The sequence below is a fragment of the Photobacterium ganghwense genome (assembly GCF_017329545.1).
Classification (GTDB): Bacteria; Pseudomonadota; Gammaproteobacteria; order Enterobacterales; family Vibrionaceae; genus Photobacterium; species Photobacterium ganghwense.
Genome location: NZ_CP071325.1, coordinates 1,683,312 through 1,699,847, shown reverse-complemented (window position 1 = coordinate 1,699,847; position 16,536 = coordinate 1,683,312). Strand labels below are relative to the sequence as shown.

Genomic DNA, 16,536 nt, shown 5'->3' with positions numbered 1-16,536 from the left:
TTAGCCCAGTAAATAAACCTGCCGAGACTGGCGAAGCTTTTCAATACACCTTTTTACTTTTTGCAGAGAAATCGGCTTCACCAGATAATCACTTGGATTGTACTTTATCACTTGTTTGACGACGTCCATTTCACTATCAGTACTGACTATTACTACGGGAATCTGTAGCTGGTGGGAGTGAATAAATTCAAGCACCTCAATACCATCCAATGGCTTGGAGAGGTTTAAATCTAAAAAAATGCAGTCGAATTCAAACCGATTAAGCTGACTACATGCTTGCTGCGCAGTAGTGGCGTAAAGCAACTTTTCTATCTTTGTCGACTTACGTAACAATTGCGCCAGAATATGCGTCATCATCTTATTGTCTTCAATAATCAGAAAGCGGCTCATGCAGAATCCCTTAAACAACTAACAACCGTTTTCTAATCATAAGCTATCTGGAGGAGGATTATTAACCAAATGCTCAAATTTGAGCAGAAGAAATGTGACCCAAACCCACTCACAAATATCTAATGCACTATAACTTGGGTTTATCTATAACCACCACTTAATCATGAAATCATCAGTAAAGGCTAATCCATCGAAGATAAGAGATTTATTAGCAGATAAATGAAAGGGCATGACTGTTTTTTATAAATTTCTTGGCCTTTTGTTAGGCTTTGACCGTAACAGGGTAGTGACGTGGTAACAATTAATTTTTTGAATAAGAATGTACATCACTATAAAAAGAAATAGTACCCATGAAGGAGGCTCTGGAACATTAGACACCTTGTGGGATGGGGTAGATTGCGCTGTGATTATTGGTTCGTTTAATGGTAATACTGCCGTGCTGCTCTCGTTACCACTCGGAGCTGGTTTATTATAGTTAGCCTCGTTACTACTGGAACTGGTATTTGTATTATTATTTTGAGCCTCGTTTTGGTCAGGGTCCTCTTGCATTTGCTGTGGTGAAGCAGTGCTGCCTCCCACGCCACTCAATGTCATATTACCTGAGTTCACCGAGCTGGATTGCGCTGGAGATACTGAAAGTGAGGGGGCTGCTGCTGCAAGATTATTACCTATTGAAGCAGAGTAGCGGATTCCGGTGGAAGTGTGGCTTTGATGATTAAACATATTTCCTACCTGATTGGACATCTGTGGTAGAAAGTCGGAGACAGTAAAAGGAAACATAAACTGTATGACAGGTAATTGAATTAAAGGAGTACCACTGCTGGTGGCTGTATCGAACAAAAAACCAGGTAAGGGAAGTAAAGAAGCGCTATTTGATTCACCAAATAGCAATTGTTCATTTCTGACTTCATTCTGCTGTAAGGTGGCATACAGATCTGAGAGTTGAGTAAACTCTTCACGCTGACTTTCAATAAAAGAACTATTGGAAACATGTTTAAACACATTGTTATTCGACAGTTGAGACGCATCAATTATGTTCTCATTTAATTGGTCGTGACTACCTGGCACTGTCATATCCGATAGCACCATTGGAATGAGTATTAGTAGAAGCATTAGAGACTTACTGATCTTATGTCTCATCCTTATATACCGTAATCCTTTTCTAGCCATATAGCTCTTAAAGCAATATTTTGGCCAGAAATATTATCCTTTTAAAACAGATGCTTATGTTTTTTTGAGGTTCGCAAATTGCGAATTATAAATTTCAACATATCACCTAATGCACTATAACTTTTGTTTTAAGAAAAAAATAAACTTCTTTGAAAAACGTGAATAGTGTTTTAGCTTATACAAAGTCTTGCAAAAAGAGAGGGATGTCAATGTCTGGAATTCTAGAGCTAGAATCGTTACTCAAGTCTTTATCACCGGAACTCCAACCTCAAGAATATGTTTTTTGTTCAGTTCCAAACACTTTGTCCGAAATGTTGGCATTACAACCCATTGCGACATTCTTGGAAAAAGAGGGGTTAACTATCATCCTTCCTAAAAATGTGGCTGAAGATAAAGATCTTTTCTTCTCTAGTACATACAAAATGATCACTTTAACCGTTCACTCAAGCCTGGATGCCGTAGGGCTTACCGCGAGTGTTGCATCAAAACTAAGTGAACGGGGTATCAGTGCAAATGTCATTGCCGCGTATTACCACGATCATATTTTTGTTCCAAGCCAGAGAGCAGAAGAAGCGATGGAAGCATTGGCAGAGTTTACAAATTAGTTTTTGCTTAGACGTTTCTCTGAAGCAAGTAATCATTCCTTCATGTTTACCGAGCCATAATAGTAGTGTCATCGAACGTTATATGGTGTAAGAAATGACGTATTCTGTATATTTTGTAAGTGATAAGCCACAAAGAAACACTAAAATTCATGAAGTACATAGAAATGATTGCCTACATCTACCTTCTCCGGAAAGCATAACTTGTGTCGGCTATTTTGATTCAAGTCATGTGGCCAGCGAACATGCAAGAAAAATTTATCAAAACGCAGCACTCTGTGAGCACTGTTGTTCCAATACCCATGAAACACAGCCCGTTTAATCACTGTCAATTAAGGAGATAGGTTGGTCCTTCAAGAAGAGGTCAGCATCATAGGATATATGCTCCGTAATTTTTTAAAATGTCACGGTGTCACAAATGCTAAATCAAGTGCTGATAAGTGATTAGGATAGGTGAGGGTCAGAGTCAGTGTTAAGCAAAGCAACATTAATTGCATTGTCATTAAATTTTATAAGGTTTACAATGCTGGTTTAGAAACAAAAATAAAATTATAAACGTTATACATGAGTAGGAAGTCTCGCTTACCATTGGAAGATCTGTCAAAACTGGACGACTACCTAGAGTCGACAAATATTTTTATCTCTTCTGCCATACAAACTTCTCTTGAAAGAGCTTTTATCAACGTACCTAGCGAGAATAAAATCGATTCATGTGCTTTCCTGAAAATGTCCACCAAGTCACAATTTATGTGGTTGCAGTCTGTATCAAGCGGTAAAGAAGACGAACTAAGACAATTTATACTCAGGAAGTTTTATCAACTACTGAACTGAACTCCGTGATTCATATCACAACGACCAAAGCCCGTAAACCTCTCGGTTAAGCGGGCTTTTTTGTACCTGGCATTTTTTACATAACTAATCGCTGATGTTTGATAAGTGCCTTTTGGAAAACAGAGAATGCTACAAGATTGGACCAAAAGAGTTTAGCTAAAAGCAAAGCGGTTGCATTACCCACTAGATATTTATCAGCACGCCACCTCACAAATCTGAATTTCCACGGAGCCTTGGATGAAGAGTTTTCCTCAAACAGCTTACGGGATAAAGCATACAATCCAATAGTGACACTGTCACCCTTTGACTATATTCCTCGCGAAACACGAAAAATCATGGCAGCTAGTCTTATAACCGGCACAGCGAGTTAGTCCAGGTCACTATCGGTGAAAAATGCGCGCAAATTGGCGGCCTGATTCCGACCATTGCGGCGGCACTCATCGCGGCCTGTTTGACACGGTTTTGTATGCGAGAGCTCATCAAGCTGTTTGCTGAGTTGGGGGTGACACCTCCAACTCTCATCATGTGTTATCTGCTGTTCCGCGCCGTCAAAGCCCATGAATCGGTGTTGGGCGAATTAAAGGAAATGCTGCAATTGCATGAGAAGCGGATCATGAAATTAGAGTGGGAGTCAGGAGACAAAAAATAAATAGAAGCACTAATTGAACTTCAACTCACGTTCCCCATAAAATATGCCACCATCTCGTTAGAAGATGGATTATCTTTGTAGGCAATGTCAAATAAAAAGCGAGGGAACGCCAAATGCCTTTTTGCTTTTTGTTCGTATGGTGGGTCGGTATAGCAACAGTCATTGTTAGCTGGGAGTATCAAAAAGGAATACCGGATACCTTCAGCATCGCATTGATTTTCATTATCAAATTCGCTGGGTTTATCTATTTTTTCTCACTTATTCCAGCGCTGTTTCTATTGCTCGATTTCCACAAAAAAACAAAAGTAAAAAACAGGCCCCGGTAAGGGGCCTTTATTAACAGCTAAAGTGAAGTTCATGGCTTGGACTGTATCAACTGTTAATTAAATCGAGATATCATGTTATTTACAATTTTAAAAATAGCACGCTTTCTCATTTTTGCTTATTAGCCATTATGGTGGTGATGCTCGGCTCGCACGTTTAGCTTGGGCTTTCCTGACTTCCTTTTTCTTTTCCTTTGTCACAGTTTGCTGCTGGGGCTGTGTCATGCGGCGACCACCACGAAACGGCTGTGGCGTAACCACGTTAGAGCGTACCGGCACACCGCTTTAGGAATGATATTCATCAAACTACGAGTGCGCACCACAAGAAAAACCTTAAATAACGGTGTTTTAGCCCTTGGTATGGCTGGGATTCTGGCGTTTAACAATCCGAAGCTTCAGTGCGCATTATGACCATGTTATGGTAAATAACAGATAAGTCATGAAACCGTTCAAGCCGCTATATTCATGCCGTTACTATGCAAATCCTTGTGTAACAAGGAATGCAAAAAGTGACACCATGTCCAAAAAAATAACGAACAACTACATTTTTCGGAAATTCACTTGTGGCTTGAGCAGAGAAGAGACCGCTGAATTATGTTTCAAAACTGTGAGAACGGTCACGCGTTGGGATGAGGGGCAGGAGATACCGCCCGTGTGTAGAAGATTAATGAAATTGTACAGTTGCCGTGATTTGGAAGCCATAAACGAGAATTGGAGAGGCTGGAAGATAAAACACGGTGAACTGGTTACGCCGAACGGCTGGTCACTGACACCAGATAGGATAGTGACGGGTAATGCGCTACTCGAAATCAATGCGGAAGATGACAGAAAGACAAAGGCGGCCATCATGAAGGCCGCCAGACTGTTAAGGAAGGTATCTCGATAAATTAGCCTGGAGGTTGTGGACAGTCCGAAAGGGTACTCGCTGACAGTCTGCAATCCTCCAAAACCTTTCACCCCGTATTACTAGGCGGGGTGTTCTAGAAGATATCAAAATTAAGAACTGTGCCTACGTTCATGAAAGTAGAATTACTAAAAGTTGCATTACCCGCGACTAATTTACTTTTATCTCCAATTACGTTAATACCTAAAGGTTGTAAATTAACGTAATCAACAACAGCTCGAGTACGAGTTCTATTATTTACACGTAAAATAAGGATATCCTTTACATAAAACTCTGTAATTTTATTTTTATTTTTAACGTCAACAAAAGGATGCATTGATTTAGAATTATCAACGATAGTAACGAATGATTCCCTAGTCTTATTTTGCATCGCCTGTAACCAAACCTTAGGCTTCCTTCCGGCTCCAATTAGAATCGGCAGAACATCACCAATAGAAATCAAGTTACCACCACCAATCAACTTATTGCTACATATTTCAAGTTCATCCAATGGCTTATACAATGGAGGGAAATTACTTGTTGTAATCATTAGCTTTTCCTCACATGCTTTGATTTTTCTGCATTTTTAAAATGTGTTTCTATAGATTTCATCACAGTTTTTCTATCGTTTGGCATTGTTAAACCAATTAAATATAGAATTACGGCAAGACTACAACCAGCCACCAATGTGTATATTTCCCCATCCGTTATTTTACTTTGTACTGCTGGGTCCTTAAAAGTTGGGAACCACTTTGACAATATATTAAAACCCCAACCAATAGAAGTTAATAGAATACTATTAGCCCAGTTAAATGTTACAGGTTTACCAGATTTTAACCTTACAAAGTCAGCTTCAGACAAATTAAAGTCCTCCTGCCAAGTACCCACAGTAGGTGCCGTAAGCAACCCTTCTGCCTGTACCGACTCCGTCAAAGTCTCATTGTTATAAATTGATTGAGTCATACAGCAACCAAGTAAGTTATTTGCACATATTTGTACATATTACGCCCATTACGTTATACAGCCGATTTCAGTAACCAAAACCTCGACCTTGGCTTGATAACGTACACAGGCGAAGATTATTGCACATAAATGTACATTGATGCATAGAAATTAGTGGCAGTTTTGGCGGGAATTTGTCGGTAACAGCAAGCTTATTTAACGGGAGCTGTGCAGGGGCTGAAACCGCAAAAAATGAATGTTGAGAGTAGGCTAGCAGCCTTGTTTATAGATACATAGCCTACAAAGGCCATGTTACGAGACAAACCACGCACTTAGGTGCTTGTTACAAAGCACAGTCATCAGCAACAGAATCCATTTCACTCTTTTTAACTGATTTGTCAGCATCTTTCAGGTAGGTAGATAAACGCTCAGACACATCGCTAATGCTATACGACTTCTTTGCTGAAAATTCAGTAAAAGAAACGCCCGCAGACTCCAGAGATTTGCTAACAAACGCATCTCTTTTGGCACGAGTTGCCTTTTCATGACTAGAATCATTAAGCTCAACAGCGCATAAAATTGATAAATCCTTCTTATCGCAGATAACAAAATCAAGGTGCTTACTAGATATCTTATTAAATGCGCGCTGCCACTCCGACCGATTCAGACCAGAAACTGGCTTAATTACATCGGCAATTCTTACTTTGCAAAAAATTAAATAATCATCCTTTAAACAGGTGGACAGGACACCATAAAACGAACGTTCCGCAGGAGTTAGAAGTCGTTTGATGGGCTGGTATTGAGTATCAGTGGTGTCATCCGTAGTGCCTTTAGAACGAATGAGTAAACCCACAACAGCTGATACAACGATAAAGCCCACAGCAACAAATAATGCAGTCTGTATAGATAATTCCATTTCTATCACTCAATGCTAATTAATAACGGCCAGAGATCTATACACTTGAGAGCATAATGGTGCAAGCTATTGATTCATAGTGTCTCCGACGATCGATAACCGTTCGCGCCGTTAAGGGAGCGCAACCCAGTATTCAGGCTTAGCAGTATGGAGGCTTTTTATGATTCCATCGGCGGGAGCTGGGCTCGGGCATATCAGGTGTGAGGAAAGTAAAGGCTAGGGTGCTGATGCCCTTAGCATCCCTGCGGGATAAGAGCGATAGAGAGTGCGGCGGTAACGAGCCCCTCCCCGCAAGGCGGGGAACCCCTCCCGTTCCGCGCACTTATATTGGCATTAGTTGAGGGACAGTTTCGTCCGGGCGGTATTGGTCATTGCTGGTACATACCACAAGGCTTGAAAATGCCTCGAACTCAAGACTGTAGATGCAATCGCCCAAACGCCGGAAGGTGTACCCCAAACGCTGCAAATCACCGGAATCGAGCGCGAACTGACGAACGTTATTCTGGAAGGCAACCAGATAAACCCGGTCAAACGACAAATCCAAATCAAAACGGCTATCCGTCCGGATTGCGATTTGCTTAGCAAAGCCTGTCACAAACAATGAATAATCCGATAGGGGATGTTTGGTTTTCGGTTTGGCCGGAGCAGCTGGCGTTACAGGCACCGCCGTATTTTCATTTGCACCTGGAGGATGTGATTTAACTTGCTGGTCAGCCTTATTGGCTGGCTCAGATACAGCCAACGGATTTTTTACCGCACCAGTGGCGAACATGAATACCACAAACACCAAACACAACGCCGCACCGATAAAACTCCAGTGCTGCCAGAGTGGTTTAACGTCATTGGCCATTGCCTCTTTAACCGCAGCATTAGACGCCGTATGAGACTGATAGAACGGGAAATAAGAACTTTTATAGCGCCGGATATTGGTATTTACAATTTCCCCGCGCACACCATCCTTGACCTTTTGGGTGTAACTGTCATTGCTGCCGAGTGCCGTATTCTTAGAGCAGCGATAAAGCAGCTGAACCATATCCCGCACATCACGATGTAATTTCCGGTCAGACTGAGTAATCAGAATGATATCTATCCCGTAGTGGCGATGTAAGCTCAGAAACTCCAGCACCTCCTTAGAGGTGCCAGAGCAGGGTAAAACCATATGTGCCTCATCCACGACAACCAGCACACCTTGCCCTTTGTCGTTTTTCCAGTCGTCCTGATAATCCTCCGGCTTGCTGAAAGCGCGGTTCATGTTACCGAAGTCATCCAGCTTGGTATCAATGGTGCGAATCAGTGACCGGGCATCTTCACCAAACACCTTGACGAAATGGTCAATATTCAAGGGGAGGTTAGTCACCACCTTGCGCCCGTTCTGAATGGCCGGAATGATATGGAAAACCACCGCTTCATAGCTTTTGCCGCCACCGGGACGACCAACAATCAGGTTAATCATATCAAGACCCCAAACGGACGAACGGTATCAACTGGAGAATCAGGCGAATAGTGATAGCAACAACAATAATGCCCAACGCTTGCGGCAGACCAATTTGACCCAAGACCCACGACACACCGGGCGGGAAGCCCGTCATATACTGCGACAAATCCACCGGAGCGAGCATAGACGACACCAACGCAATCAGACCCTTGCCAGCCTGAAGCAGTTGCTCGAAGATAGCGAACCACATATCTTTCATCATCTCGACCAACGACAAGACCAGCCGATACAGGAAGTCGAGCAGGGTATTGAACAACTCAACAATCCAATCGTACATATTAACCCCCAAACACTAACGCACGCGCCAGAATGGCCGCGCCAAACATGATACAAAGCCGGATAAACAGCCACACATCCGGACTGATATTGAAACTATGGGTGCCGAAATTACCCATTTTTCCCAGATTGAAATTCATTTCAAAATCCGGTGCAGCCGCATTACCAATATCCACATTAAATTGGTCAAGGAAGGCAAACGAATCGCCGGCACGTAAATCATTGGTGAAGGCCGTCATAATGCCGCTAATCCCGTCAGGGTACTTGGAGGTGTAGAAGCCATGACAATCATTGGATTGAAAACACGGCACCACACCCGCACCGGACACATCCAGATTAGCAAGGGCATCCTGATTTGCGGCTATGCCATCGAGCGTGTCACCAATGTCAGCCACATCATCACCAATCGCATCAACGCTATTGCGAAGCCCCTCTAACTCACCTTGCGGTAATGCCGAATCACGAATGGCATCAATCATTTCTTGCGCTCTAGCCGATTCCTGCTGTTCATTGGCAAGCAAAGTATCATTGACCTGATTAACAGCATCTTTGACACCATCCAGCTTGTCATTGGTTTGCACCTGGCTGTCGCCAAGCCCCTTGGTTAAGTCTGCAATGTTGGCGAGTTCATCCGCCGATTGCCGGGCAGTGTTATTGAGTGATTCCAGTTGCTTAAATTCATCAACGGCCTGATTAATCATTGTCAGATTGTCGTCACTAATGGACTGCGCCATATCACCAACCGCTGAATGAATCCCCGCCAACTGGTCATACTGGCGGTCGAAATTCGTCATGAACTGACCTTGCATTTCACGCAAAACCGCTAATTCCTCCTCCGTAAATTGCGCCATATGCTCAAGAGAGCTTCTGGACTGTTCAGCCGTTTCCATATACTTGTTGTATAGCGCTAATTGCTCTTCCAACGTGGCGTTAATTTTCTTATCAGCATCAAGGATTTTATTCAGGTCAACACTTAACTTGTTACCTGCATCCGTGGTCGCTTGCTCAACACCTGCTAACGCATTTCGGTTTGATTCCGCCAGATTGTTAACCCGAGTTGCGGTAGAGGCCGTGCTATCAGCAATATCAGACAAGTCACCACCAAGGCCGCGAGTAGCTGATTCAATGCCAGCAAGGTCAGACCCAAGGCCGCGAGTAGCCGATTCAATATCTGCCAAAGCCGAAGTATTCGCACTTTGCGCATCCTTCAAAGCTGCCTTGATAGTTGACGCGTTTTGGTCAACGGTAGATTGCAAGCTGCCCAATTTATTGAGGACAGGGGACAAATCCACACTACCCGAACCCTGACCATCCGAACCGTCACCACCAGAGCCGGAACCATCACCGCCAGAGCCGGAACCATCACCGCCAGAGCCTGAACCGCCACCACCGGAGCCTGAACCGCCACCACCGGAGCCTGAACCATCACCACCAGAACCTGAACCATCACCACCAGAACCTGAACCATCACCACCGGAGCCTGAACCATCACCACCGGAACCTGAACCATCACCACCGGAACCTGAACCATCACCACCGGAACCTGAACCATCGCCACCGGAGCCTGAACCATCACCACCATCACCACCTTCACCGCCCTCACCAGAGCCATCACCTCCACAGGCATCACCAGTACATTCACCCTCAATTGGCGTATAAGTACATGAACCAAGGATAGTAACCGCATCCTCACTACAATAATAATTGTGTGATGCTTCATTATTTAACGGAGTATTATCAAAACACTCATTTATTTTATTATTTAAATCCGAACGAGCAGACGAAGTAGAACAATAATCCTCTTTAATCCACCAAGTGAATGAATGTTTCATATAATATGAATAACTTTCATAAGGCTTATAATAAATATAAACTGAGCCATGATTTTTAATGGCCGTACTTTCCTTAACTTCCACCTCACCAACAATCTCATTAAAGCCTTGCAAATAGGCTTTTTCTTTAGAAATAGCTTGGTCTAAACTCGAATAATTACCACTGGCCGACGAAGCGACAACGTAATAGTAGGCTGAATAAGAATAACTAGAATAAAAAACCAAGAGGAATAAAAGAAATATTCTTTTCATTTTCTCACCAATAAAAAAGGCGACCGAAGCCGCCTTATTCATATGCCGTTATTTACCGCCAACCTTGCAAGACGGCATACCCCGTTATAGCCCCAATCAATGACCAGACGGTAATAATTAAATCATGCAATAGGGCGGTCATTAATTAAGCCTTGTTAACGGCGCGTTTAGCAAGGGAAATCCCTTTAAACGCCATTGCGATACCGATGATAATAACGCCAGTTGTACCAACGAAAGTCGCAACGTCACCCAGTTCAACAGCAGCAAAAATATCAGTCATTTCTTTTTCTCCAATTAATTACATTACACTTTGCGAATCAATTTTTTCGCAATTCCGACAGGATACGCAGCAAAATAGCCAAACACGATGACGGCAGCAAAACCATAGGTAAACGCCTCTGTAAGCTGCTCACCCGTCACCGACATATCAGCAATAAAGCTGTCATAGGTGGAGCGGCTCACCATCACATAGCTGGCACACTCCGAAATTGGCTGAGAGGTGGCATACAGAAAACCTTGTTCGTTTACCGTTACACAAACATTGTCAGTTGCCATGATGCCACCCTAAACCGTTATTGCTTTTTCTACAGGCCGAAACGATGTTGACCTGGAGGAATTTAAACGGCAGTTCCTTTGCGAATCTGCCAACGTTTCTAACGATAAATACCCGTAACTATTTACCGCTTTAAGAACCGCAGTGAAAAACTGCGATTCAAATAAATCATCATTTCGCCACATCGGAAAAGTCCGTCACAATATTGCGCGAAGGGTTTTCAGGGTCAGATTCCATAATCAATTGCAGATTGCATGGGAACTGAACAGAGCCGAACTGATTAAATAAAGACTGGTCATCTTTCATCGAAATGGTTTTTTCTTCATAGCCCAGCTTTTGAATATTATTGTCATCATTCACAAAGCCCTTTGCAGGCACCAGATAATGAACCTGCGCAAAAGAATAAGGCTTAGGTGCGCCAGATTTTTTAGAGATACCAGCACCTTTAGTTACCGCAGTAACAAATACATTCAGAGTAGACATGACACTTTTCCTTTTTAAAAACGCCTATGTTTGGCGGGAGAATAAATTAAGCAATGGAATATATATCGTGATTATCCGGCTCTATTAACCGCATACATCGTAATTTAATTTCACTTGAATCAGCCGTATCTTGATACACAGGCTGATTTAATCTGCTTGGTATTTCGAAATCTTCTAAATGACTGGTCAGCATATTCACAATTTGCGAATCGCTTAAATCCAGACATTGACGCATGAAATTAACCAGTTTGCCGCATTGGGTCGCACCGTTACGCACGGCATTATCGACACTGGTGAACCACTTGCGCTTGTGAGTAGCAATAACACATTGCTCAGCCGAACCAACAAAGGCTAGGGCAGGGTAAGCACCTGTCAGGTACTTATCCGGCGAAATCAACACATCAAACGGCAGCACTCTATCCTTAGAGCGTAATTCCAGTTCCCAGCGCACCCAATCCTTATGATGTGATTTCAGTTGTTTGCCTTTTTCGTACACGCGCAGCATTTTTCCTGCATCACGCGAGCCGACATAAAACGATTTCCCTTTGTCCGCCACGAAGCCATAACGGCTTTTCAGAGACTCCGATTTACCGGATTCTTTCTGATAACTGACCACTTTGGACAAATGACCTGACTCGATATAACAATATGAAGCCGGACGACCACGCGTAACAAACTGACCTTGCTCAGCCATTTTGCGAGCAGTCTTAATGTCATATTTGCCGTCCAACGAATCAAAGGCGATATCCACACGGGTAATTTTCGCACCTGGCAATTCGTGTAGAACCTTGTGCATTTCCTGTAAATCCAATACCGCCGTACCCGTACCGGAGAACGAGACATAACAGCCGTGGTTCTTTGCGCCCCAAGCACACAGGCCAGCTTGCTGACCGTTAACTAAAATGTTGGCGGAATGCTTATAGCCAGAGAAGCCACCCGGACGCATTTCAAATGACCATTCATTACCAAACAGACCCAAACCGTGATTAAGACGGTTGATAAAGCGGGTCACTTCACCACGACACAAACAATCCAACGTATTCAGGCCGAAGTGGTCGAACAGGTCGCGCTTGACCTCATGAAACTTGCGAGAGTCAGACCCAATCGCAAACTCAGTATCTCGAAACTGCGCACGGACAGCCGCCGCATAATCAATCGCACCCGTATCTAGTGCATCGTGCTTTAGGGCGTCACCGTATTCGTTAAACTCAAAACCACGAATGGCCTTGATAGAAGCGCCCATTTTTGCCAGTTCAACAATCTGGCTTAATTCTTCTGGCGACCAAGACAGGGACAAATAATCAATAATCGCACTCATTATCAAACGCCCCCATGTCATACAGTTCTTGCCAGTTATCCGCCGTTACAAGGTGCAGTTCATATCCGGCAGGGTAAAATTCGCGACCAATTTCGTGCAGCTCGTTCCAATTTCGGAAGTATTCAGGCTCGCCACTGATAAAGGCGAATCCCGTTCCGTCATCATTGATTTCGTAATAGAGCTGATGAGTCATAACTACTTGCCCTGAGCCATAGCCTCAACGACACCAAGCGTCATTCGACAATCCGCCAAAGCCCGGTGAGCTTGTCCATCAACGACAACGCCTTGCTGGTCAGCCGCATTGGTCAAACGCTGCCAGCGGTAATTATCACGGTAGTCATCCCAATCACCGTAGAATTCGGCATAGGTCAGCATGGCACATTGAGCATTGCCCTCAATCCCCTTAAGAAGGCGAGCAACGTCATCAATATCCAAACCCGAACTCACATCAACACCAGCACGCAAAGTGCATCGAGCAATGAGCCTTAAATCATATGCCGCGTTATAAATAACCACGCAACGACCAGCCAGCAGAGCTAACACATCCTGATAGATTTCAGCCCACGCTGGCGCATCGGCCACCATGTCATTGGTAATGCCATGAATCGCGATAGCCTCAGCAGGAATTGGGCGGACCGGCTTAACCAACGTATCAAACAGGACAGCACCAGAGGCATCAATGATAGAGATTTCACAGATTTCAGCTTGGTTATCCAAGCCCGTGGTTTCGGTATCCAGAATGACGCAATCATTTACCAGCCAATCAGCCGCTAATTGTGCAGGGGTCTTCATTGTCATGTGTGCCTCAGCGCCTATTAATCCCGAATTCCGTATAGCCTAGATGACGATAATCGGGATTGTAAATAGCCTATTTTCGGGATTAACGCGCTAGAATAGATAAAACGGAGGAAAAATTATGTATGCAAACACACTGTTAGATGCTTATAAAACAGCGAAAAACTACATCCAAGACAAACAAATCGCCCATGATTTGGCAATTAGCCCACAGAAGATTAGTAAAATTCGAAAAGGTGAACGCTATCTAACTGATGCAGAAGCAATTTTTCTAGCTGAAAATTCAAATATCGACCCGCACGAAGCATTAATCTTTTTGGCGGCGGACAAGGCCAAAAATTACAAGGCACAACAGATTTGGAATGACATCACGGCAAAGTTAAGCCGCCAAGGGTTTAAGGGTTTAGCCCTTGGTATGACTGGGCTGCTGGTATTTAACAACCCGAAGCTTCAGTGCGCATTATGTATATTATGTTAAATTAAGTGTTTGTGAACAGGAGTATCGCCAAATTCTGATATCACTTTAACTCTTCTCTCCCCCTTAGCTTTAGTCCACCGAGCTAAGTCTGCCCGGTATTTAACAGTATTGAGTATTTACCATAAAATAGGTAATTAACACCTATTTTAAGTACTACGGCAAATCGTTCGATTGCTATGTACTTAAAATTTACGTTAATTACCTAGGCTTGGCAAATGCCAAGCCTTATCTAGTTTTTAATAATATAGATTCAACACTGAGCAGATAATGACGTGATAGTTTGATACCTTGCCAAAACCATTTCCAAGTCTTTGGCAATGATCGGCTTTGGTATAAAATCATTCATTCCGGCCCGTAAATATTCTTCCTGATCGGCCTGCATCACATTTGCTGTCAGCGCGATAATTGGCGTAATAATTCCGCTGTCTCGTAAAGCCTTTGTGGCCTGGATACCATCCATAACCGGCATGGAAATATCCATAAGGATAAGATCGAACTCTGCCAAGCATAGCGGAACCATATCAACCACCTGCTGGCCATTACTGACAATAGTTACCTGATGCCCGCGTTTCTCCAACATGAGCTTTGCAACCAATTGGTTTGTCGGGCTGTCTTCTGCTACCAGAATATTGAGCGGCACCAGAGATTGCTTATCTTGAGGCATGCACATTCGGTGTTTGTCATTTTGCGGTGACTCTTTCAATGGAATCGTAACCGTAAAACAACTGCCTTTTCCCGTAACACTACGCAGATTGATCTCACCTTGCATCTTTTGGATCAGATGCTGACTGATAGCCAATCCCAAACCGGTGCCGCCATATTTGCGGGTGATACTGCCATCAGCTTGGATAAACGGATTGAACAAAATTTTCTGCGCTTCTGGCGCAATACCAATACCGGTATCAGAGACTTCTATCTTTAACTGTTTGCCATCACGGTGAATATCTACGTTGACGGAACCTTCATTGGTAAATTTAATGGCATTACCCACCAGGTTAAACAGAACCTGAGAGATTCGGTTTTTATCACCAACAATAGCATCTGGCACATCGGACTTAATCGTCGTATTAAATCGGATGTGTTTTTTTGTCGCCTGCTCCTGTAGTTGAGTGACTACCAGATCGACACAATCGCTGAGGCTCATTTTGTCGTAGTACAGCTCAAAACTGCCTGATTCAATACGAGATAAATCCAGAATGTCGTTAATGATGGTCAGTAGTAATTGCGCTGACTGATCCATCTGGTTTATCCAGGACATCTGCTTGTTGTCCAGACCGGAGCTGCCCAGCATATCCAACAAGCCCAACACCGCATTTAACGGCGTTCGAATCTCATGGCTCATCATGGCTAGAAACTGTGACTTGGCTTTATTGGCAGATTCCGCCTGTTGCCTTGCCTGCTGTAACTCAAAGATTTGCTGCTTGCGACTGGTAATATCTTTCGCAGTTCCCCGGAATCCAAGAAACGTACCCTGCTTGTTAAAAAATGGCGTGCCACTGATACTGAACCAAACAATTTGTCCATGGTCTTCGAATTGCCATTCTAGATCTTCAAAGGCTTCTTCTGCTTCAAGCTTCGCTTTGAGTTTTTCAGCAAAATCACCATGCTCCCCAAATGCACGCAACATATTCGAATGATCAATCGTGTGGTTGGCAAGATTAGGTGAAGATATATAAGTGAAGCGATAATCCGGGTCGATTTCCCAGAACCAATCCCCGACTGTTTTCGCAAAATCTTTGAATCGTTTTTGGCTGTGTGTCAGCTCTTGGGTTCGAGCGGTAACTAAAGATTGCAAACGTTCTCGGTAATCAATATCTATAATGGCTCGCTCAAGCAAAGGGCGAAAACGCTCCAGAACACGCTGGCAGTCTGGAGAAAACTGACCTTTTTGCGAGTGGAAGAACATCAGCAAGGCGTCGCCCGAACTGACTTTTACTCCAATTAATAATACTGACTGACAGAAATACAGCATTTCATCAGGCAGGTCTTTAAATTCATAAACCTGCCGCGGCGCAAATAAGGCGATACTCGCCCCGTTCATAGAACGTGTAAACGTGTCGCCAACGGGCCAGATACTGGATTCAAAAAAACGACACGTTGTCACAAGTTCCTGTAACGGTGTCGTTTCATCTTCGCGAGTTAATACCAGCGCATGTTCAAACCCGATATATTTTCTCAGAACTGAAAGTAAACTATTGAATACCTGTCGCTTATTGTTCGCTCCGGCCATTGCGGCAATGCCTGACAAGATTGCGGTGTTTTCGTCTCGCAGCTGTTTTTCGCGCTCCCGACTTCGCATCAGATCAAGTAATGTTTCCTGTAGCTTTTCTGATTCGTAACTTGGCATC

At 43.6% G+C, this 16,536-nt stretch carries 19 protein-coding genes; 4 read left to right on the top strand and 15 right to left on the bottom strand.

Annotation, left to right across the window (positions count from 1 at the left end):
• Together FH974_RS07905 and FH974_RS07900 are read right to left on the bottom strand one after the other, a co-directional pair.
• Window positions 1-390, bottom strand: coding sequence for a response regulator (locus FH974_RS07905; RefSeq protein WP_047886720.1), 390 nt, complete (start codon window positions 388-390; stop codon window positions 1-3).
• 240 nt (window positions 391-630) lie between these two features.
• Entirely contained in the window at window positions 631-1,464 is an 834-nt protein-coding gene (locus tag FH974_RS07900; protein WP_207103662.1) for a hypothetical protein, read from the bottom strand.
• Window positions 1,465-1,769: 305 nt separating this feature from the next.
• Between FH974_RS07900 and FH974_RS07895 the strand changes: the two genes are divergently transcribed.
• The 3 genes from FH974_RS07895 to FH974_RS26170 all read left to right on the top strand — a co-directional run bounded on the left by FH974_RS07895 (window position 1,770) and on the right by FH974_RS26170 (window position 4,851).
• The gene (locus FH974_RS07895) at window positions 1,770-2,165 is read left to right on the top strand and encodes an ACT domain-containing protein (RefSeq protein ID WP_047886743.1); all 396 of its coding nucleotides are present in this window, start codon (window positions 1,770-1,772) and stop codon (window positions 2,163-2,165) included.
• A gap of 1,294 nt (window positions 2,166-3,459) precedes the next feature.
• Window positions 3,460-3,642, top strand: coding sequence for a hypothetical protein (locus FH974_RS07890; RefSeq protein WP_047886723.1), 183 nt, complete (start codon window positions 3,460-3,462; stop codon window positions 3,640-3,642).
• 990 nt (window positions 3,643-4,632) lie between these two features.
• Window positions 4,633-4,851, top strand: a complete 219-nt coding sequence (locus tag FH974_RS26170) for a DUF3653 domain-containing protein (protein WP_242551870.1) — start codon at window positions 4,633-4,635, stop codon at window positions 4,849-4,851.
• A 94-nt stretch (window positions 4,852-4,945) separates the two neighbouring features.
• Here FH974_RS26170 and FH974_RS07880 read toward each other — a convergent pair whose 3' ends face one another.
• From FH974_RS07880 to FH974_RS07830, 12 genes are all read right to left on the bottom strand, one after another.
• Window positions 4,946-5,398 (bottom strand): hypothetical protein, encoded by a 453-nt coding sequence (locus FH974_RS07880; protein ID WP_207103661.1) that lies wholly within the window; start codon window positions 5,396-5,398, stop codon window positions 4,946-4,948.
• Window positions 5,398-5,811, bottom strand: coding sequence for a hypothetical protein (locus FH974_RS07875; RefSeq protein WP_207103660.1), 414 nt, complete (start codon window positions 5,809-5,811; stop codon window positions 5,398-5,400). The genes FH974_RS07880 and FH974_RS07875 overlap by 1 nt, the downstream gene beginning before the upstream one ends.
• Window positions 5,812-6,133: 322 nt before the next feature.
• Window positions 6,134-6,706, bottom strand: coding sequence for a DUF2726 domain-containing protein (locus FH974_RS07870; RefSeq protein WP_207103659.1), 573 nt, complete (start codon window positions 6,704-6,706; stop codon window positions 6,134-6,136).
• Window positions 6,707-7,028: 322 nt separating this feature from the next.
• The gene (locus FH974_RS07865) at window positions 7,029-8,159 is read right to left on the bottom strand and encodes a zonular occludens toxin domain-containing protein (protein ID WP_207103658.1); all 1,131 of its coding nucleotides are present in this window, start codon (window positions 8,157-8,159) and stop codon (window positions 7,029-7,031) included.
• Window position 8,160: 1 nt separating this feature from the next.
• Window positions 8,161-8,478, bottom strand: coding sequence for a DUF2523 family protein (locus tag FH974_RS07860; protein ID WP_207103657.1), 318 nt, complete (start codon window positions 8,476-8,478; stop codon window positions 8,161-8,163).
• Window position 8,479: 1 nt separating this feature from the next.
• Complete coding sequence (locus FH974_RS07855; protein ID WP_207103656.1) at window positions 8,480-10,603, bottom strand: coiled-coil domain-containing protein; 2,124 nt, start codon at window positions 10,601-10,603, stop codon at window positions 8,480-8,482.
• 103 nt (window positions 10,604-10,706) lie between these two features.
• Window positions 10,707-10,841 (bottom strand): hypothetical protein, encoded by a 135-nt coding sequence (locus tag FH974_RS26320; RefSeq protein WP_277991783.1) that lies wholly within the window; start codon window positions 10,839-10,841, stop codon window positions 10,707-10,709.
• 23 nt (window positions 10,842-10,864) lie between these two features.
• Window positions 10,865-11,116, bottom strand: a complete 252-nt coding sequence (locus tag FH974_RS07850) for a single-stranded DNA-binding protein (RefSeq protein ID WP_207103655.1) — start codon at window positions 11,114-11,116, stop codon at window positions 10,865-10,867.
• A gap of 169 nt (window positions 11,117-11,285) precedes the next feature.
• On the bottom strand, window positions 11,286-11,597 hold the full coding sequence (locus tag FH974_RS07845; RefSeq protein WP_207103654.1) for a hypothetical protein: 312 nt from the start codon (window positions 11,595-11,597) through the stop codon (window positions 11,286-11,288).
• Window positions 11,598-11,643: 46 nt separating this feature from the next.
• Entirely contained in the window at window positions 11,644-12,915 is a 1,272-nt protein-coding gene (locus FH974_RS07840) for a replication initiation factor domain-containing protein (RefSeq protein WP_207103653.1), read from the bottom strand.
• Complete coding sequence (locus FH974_RS07835) at window positions 12,899-13,108, bottom strand: hypothetical protein (RefSeq protein ID WP_207103652.1); 210 nt, start codon at window positions 13,106-13,108, stop codon at window positions 12,899-12,901. Before FH974_RS07835 ends, FH974_RS07840 begins: the two co-directional genes overlap by 17 nt.
• 2 nt (window positions 13,109-13,110) lie before the next feature.
• Window positions 13,111-13,713, bottom strand: a complete 603-nt coding sequence (locus FH974_RS07830) for a 3'-5' exonuclease (RefSeq protein WP_242551869.1) — start codon at window positions 13,711-13,713, stop codon at window positions 13,111-13,113.
• Between the two features lie 118 nt (window positions 13,714-13,831).
• Between FH974_RS07830 and FH974_RS07825 the strand changes: the two genes are divergently transcribed.
• Window positions 13,832-14,188 carry a DUF3693 domain-containing protein gene (locus FH974_RS07825; RefSeq protein ID WP_207103651.1) on the top strand — a complete coding sequence of 119 codons (357 nt, stop codon included), beginning with the start codon at window positions 13,832-13,834 and terminating at the stop codon, window positions 14,186-14,188.
• A 250-nt stretch (window positions 14,189-14,438) separates the two neighbouring features.
• Here the strand turns inward: FH974_RS07825 and FH974_RS07820 are convergent, their stop codons facing one another.
• The gene (locus FH974_RS07820; RefSeq protein WP_047885442.1) at window positions 14,439-16,535 is read right to left on the bottom strand and encodes a hybrid sensor histidine kinase/response regulator; all 2,097 of its coding nucleotides are present in this window, start codon (window positions 16,533-16,535) and stop codon (window positions 14,439-14,441) included.
• Between the last annotated feature and the right edge of the window lies 1 nt (window position 16,536).

Coding starts and splice junctions, on each gene's coding strand:
- FH974_RS07905 (WP_047886720.1), bottom strand. CDS start 390: ATGAGCCGCTTTCTGATTATTGAAGACAATAAGATGATGACGCATATT.
- FH974_RS07900 (WP_207103662.1), bottom strand. CDS start 1,464: ATGACAGTGCCAGGTAGTCACGACCAATTAAATGAGAACATAATTGAT.
- FH974_RS07895 (WP_047886743.1), top strand. CDS start 1,770: ATGTCTGGAATTCTAGAGCTAGAATCGTTACTCAAGTCTTTATCACCG.
- FH974_RS07890 (WP_047886723.1), top strand. CDS start 3,460: ATGCGAGAGCTCATCAAGCTGTTTGCTGAGTTGGGGGTGACACCTCCA.
- FH974_RS26170 (WP_242551870.1), top strand. CDS start 4,633: ATGAAATTGTACAGTTGCCGTGATTTGGAAGCCATAAACGAGAATTGG.
- FH974_RS07880 (WP_207103661.1), bottom strand. CDS start 5,398: ATGATTACAACAAGTAATTTCCCTCCATTGTATAAGCCATTGGATGAA.
- FH974_RS07875 (WP_207103660.1), bottom strand. CDS start 5,811: ATGACTCAATCAATTTATAACAATGAGACTTTGACGGAGTCGGTACAG.
- FH974_RS07870 (WP_207103659.1), bottom strand. CDS start 6,706: ATGGAATTATCTATACAGACTGCATTATTTGTTGCTGTGGGCTTTATC.
- FH974_RS07865 (WP_207103658.1), bottom strand. CDS start 8,159: ATGATTAACCTGATTGTTGGTCGTCCCGGTGGCGGCAAAAGCTATGAA.
- FH974_RS07860 (WP_207103657.1), bottom strand. CDS start 8,478: ATGTACGATTGGATTGTTGAGTTGTTCAATACCCTGCTCGACTTCCTG.
- FH974_RS07855 (WP_207103656.1), bottom strand. CDS start 10,603: ATGAATAAGGCGGCTTCGGTCGCCTTTTTTATTGGTGAGAAAATGAAA.
- FH974_RS26320 (WP_277991783.1), bottom strand. CDS start 10,841: ATGACTGATATTTTTGCTGCTGTTGAACTGGGTGACGTTGCGACTTTC.
- FH974_RS07850 (WP_207103655.1), bottom strand. CDS start 11,116: ATGGCAACTGACAATGTTTGTGTAACGGTAAACGAACAAGGTTTTCTG.
- FH974_RS07845 (WP_207103654.1), bottom strand. CDS start 11,597: ATGTCTACTCTGAATGTATTTGTTACTGCGGTAACTAAAGGTGCTGGT.
- FH974_RS07840 (WP_207103653.1), bottom strand. CDS start 12,915: ATGAGTGCGATTATTGATTATTTGTCCCTGTCTTGGTCGCCAGAAGAA.
- FH974_RS07835 (WP_207103652.1), bottom strand. CDS start 13,108: ATGACTCATCAGCTCTATTACGAAATCAATGATGACGGAACGGGATTC.
- FH974_RS07830 (WP_242551869.1), bottom strand. CDS start 13,713: ATGACAATGAAGACCCCTGCACAATTAGCGGCTGATTGGCTGGTAAAT.
- FH974_RS07825 (WP_207103651.1), top strand. CDS start 13,832: ATGTATGCAAACACACTGTTAGATGCTTATAAAACAGCGAAAAACTAC.
- FH974_RS07820 (WP_047885442.1), bottom strand. CDS start 16,535: ATGCCAAGTTACGAATCAGAAAAGCTACAGGAAACATTACTTGATCTG.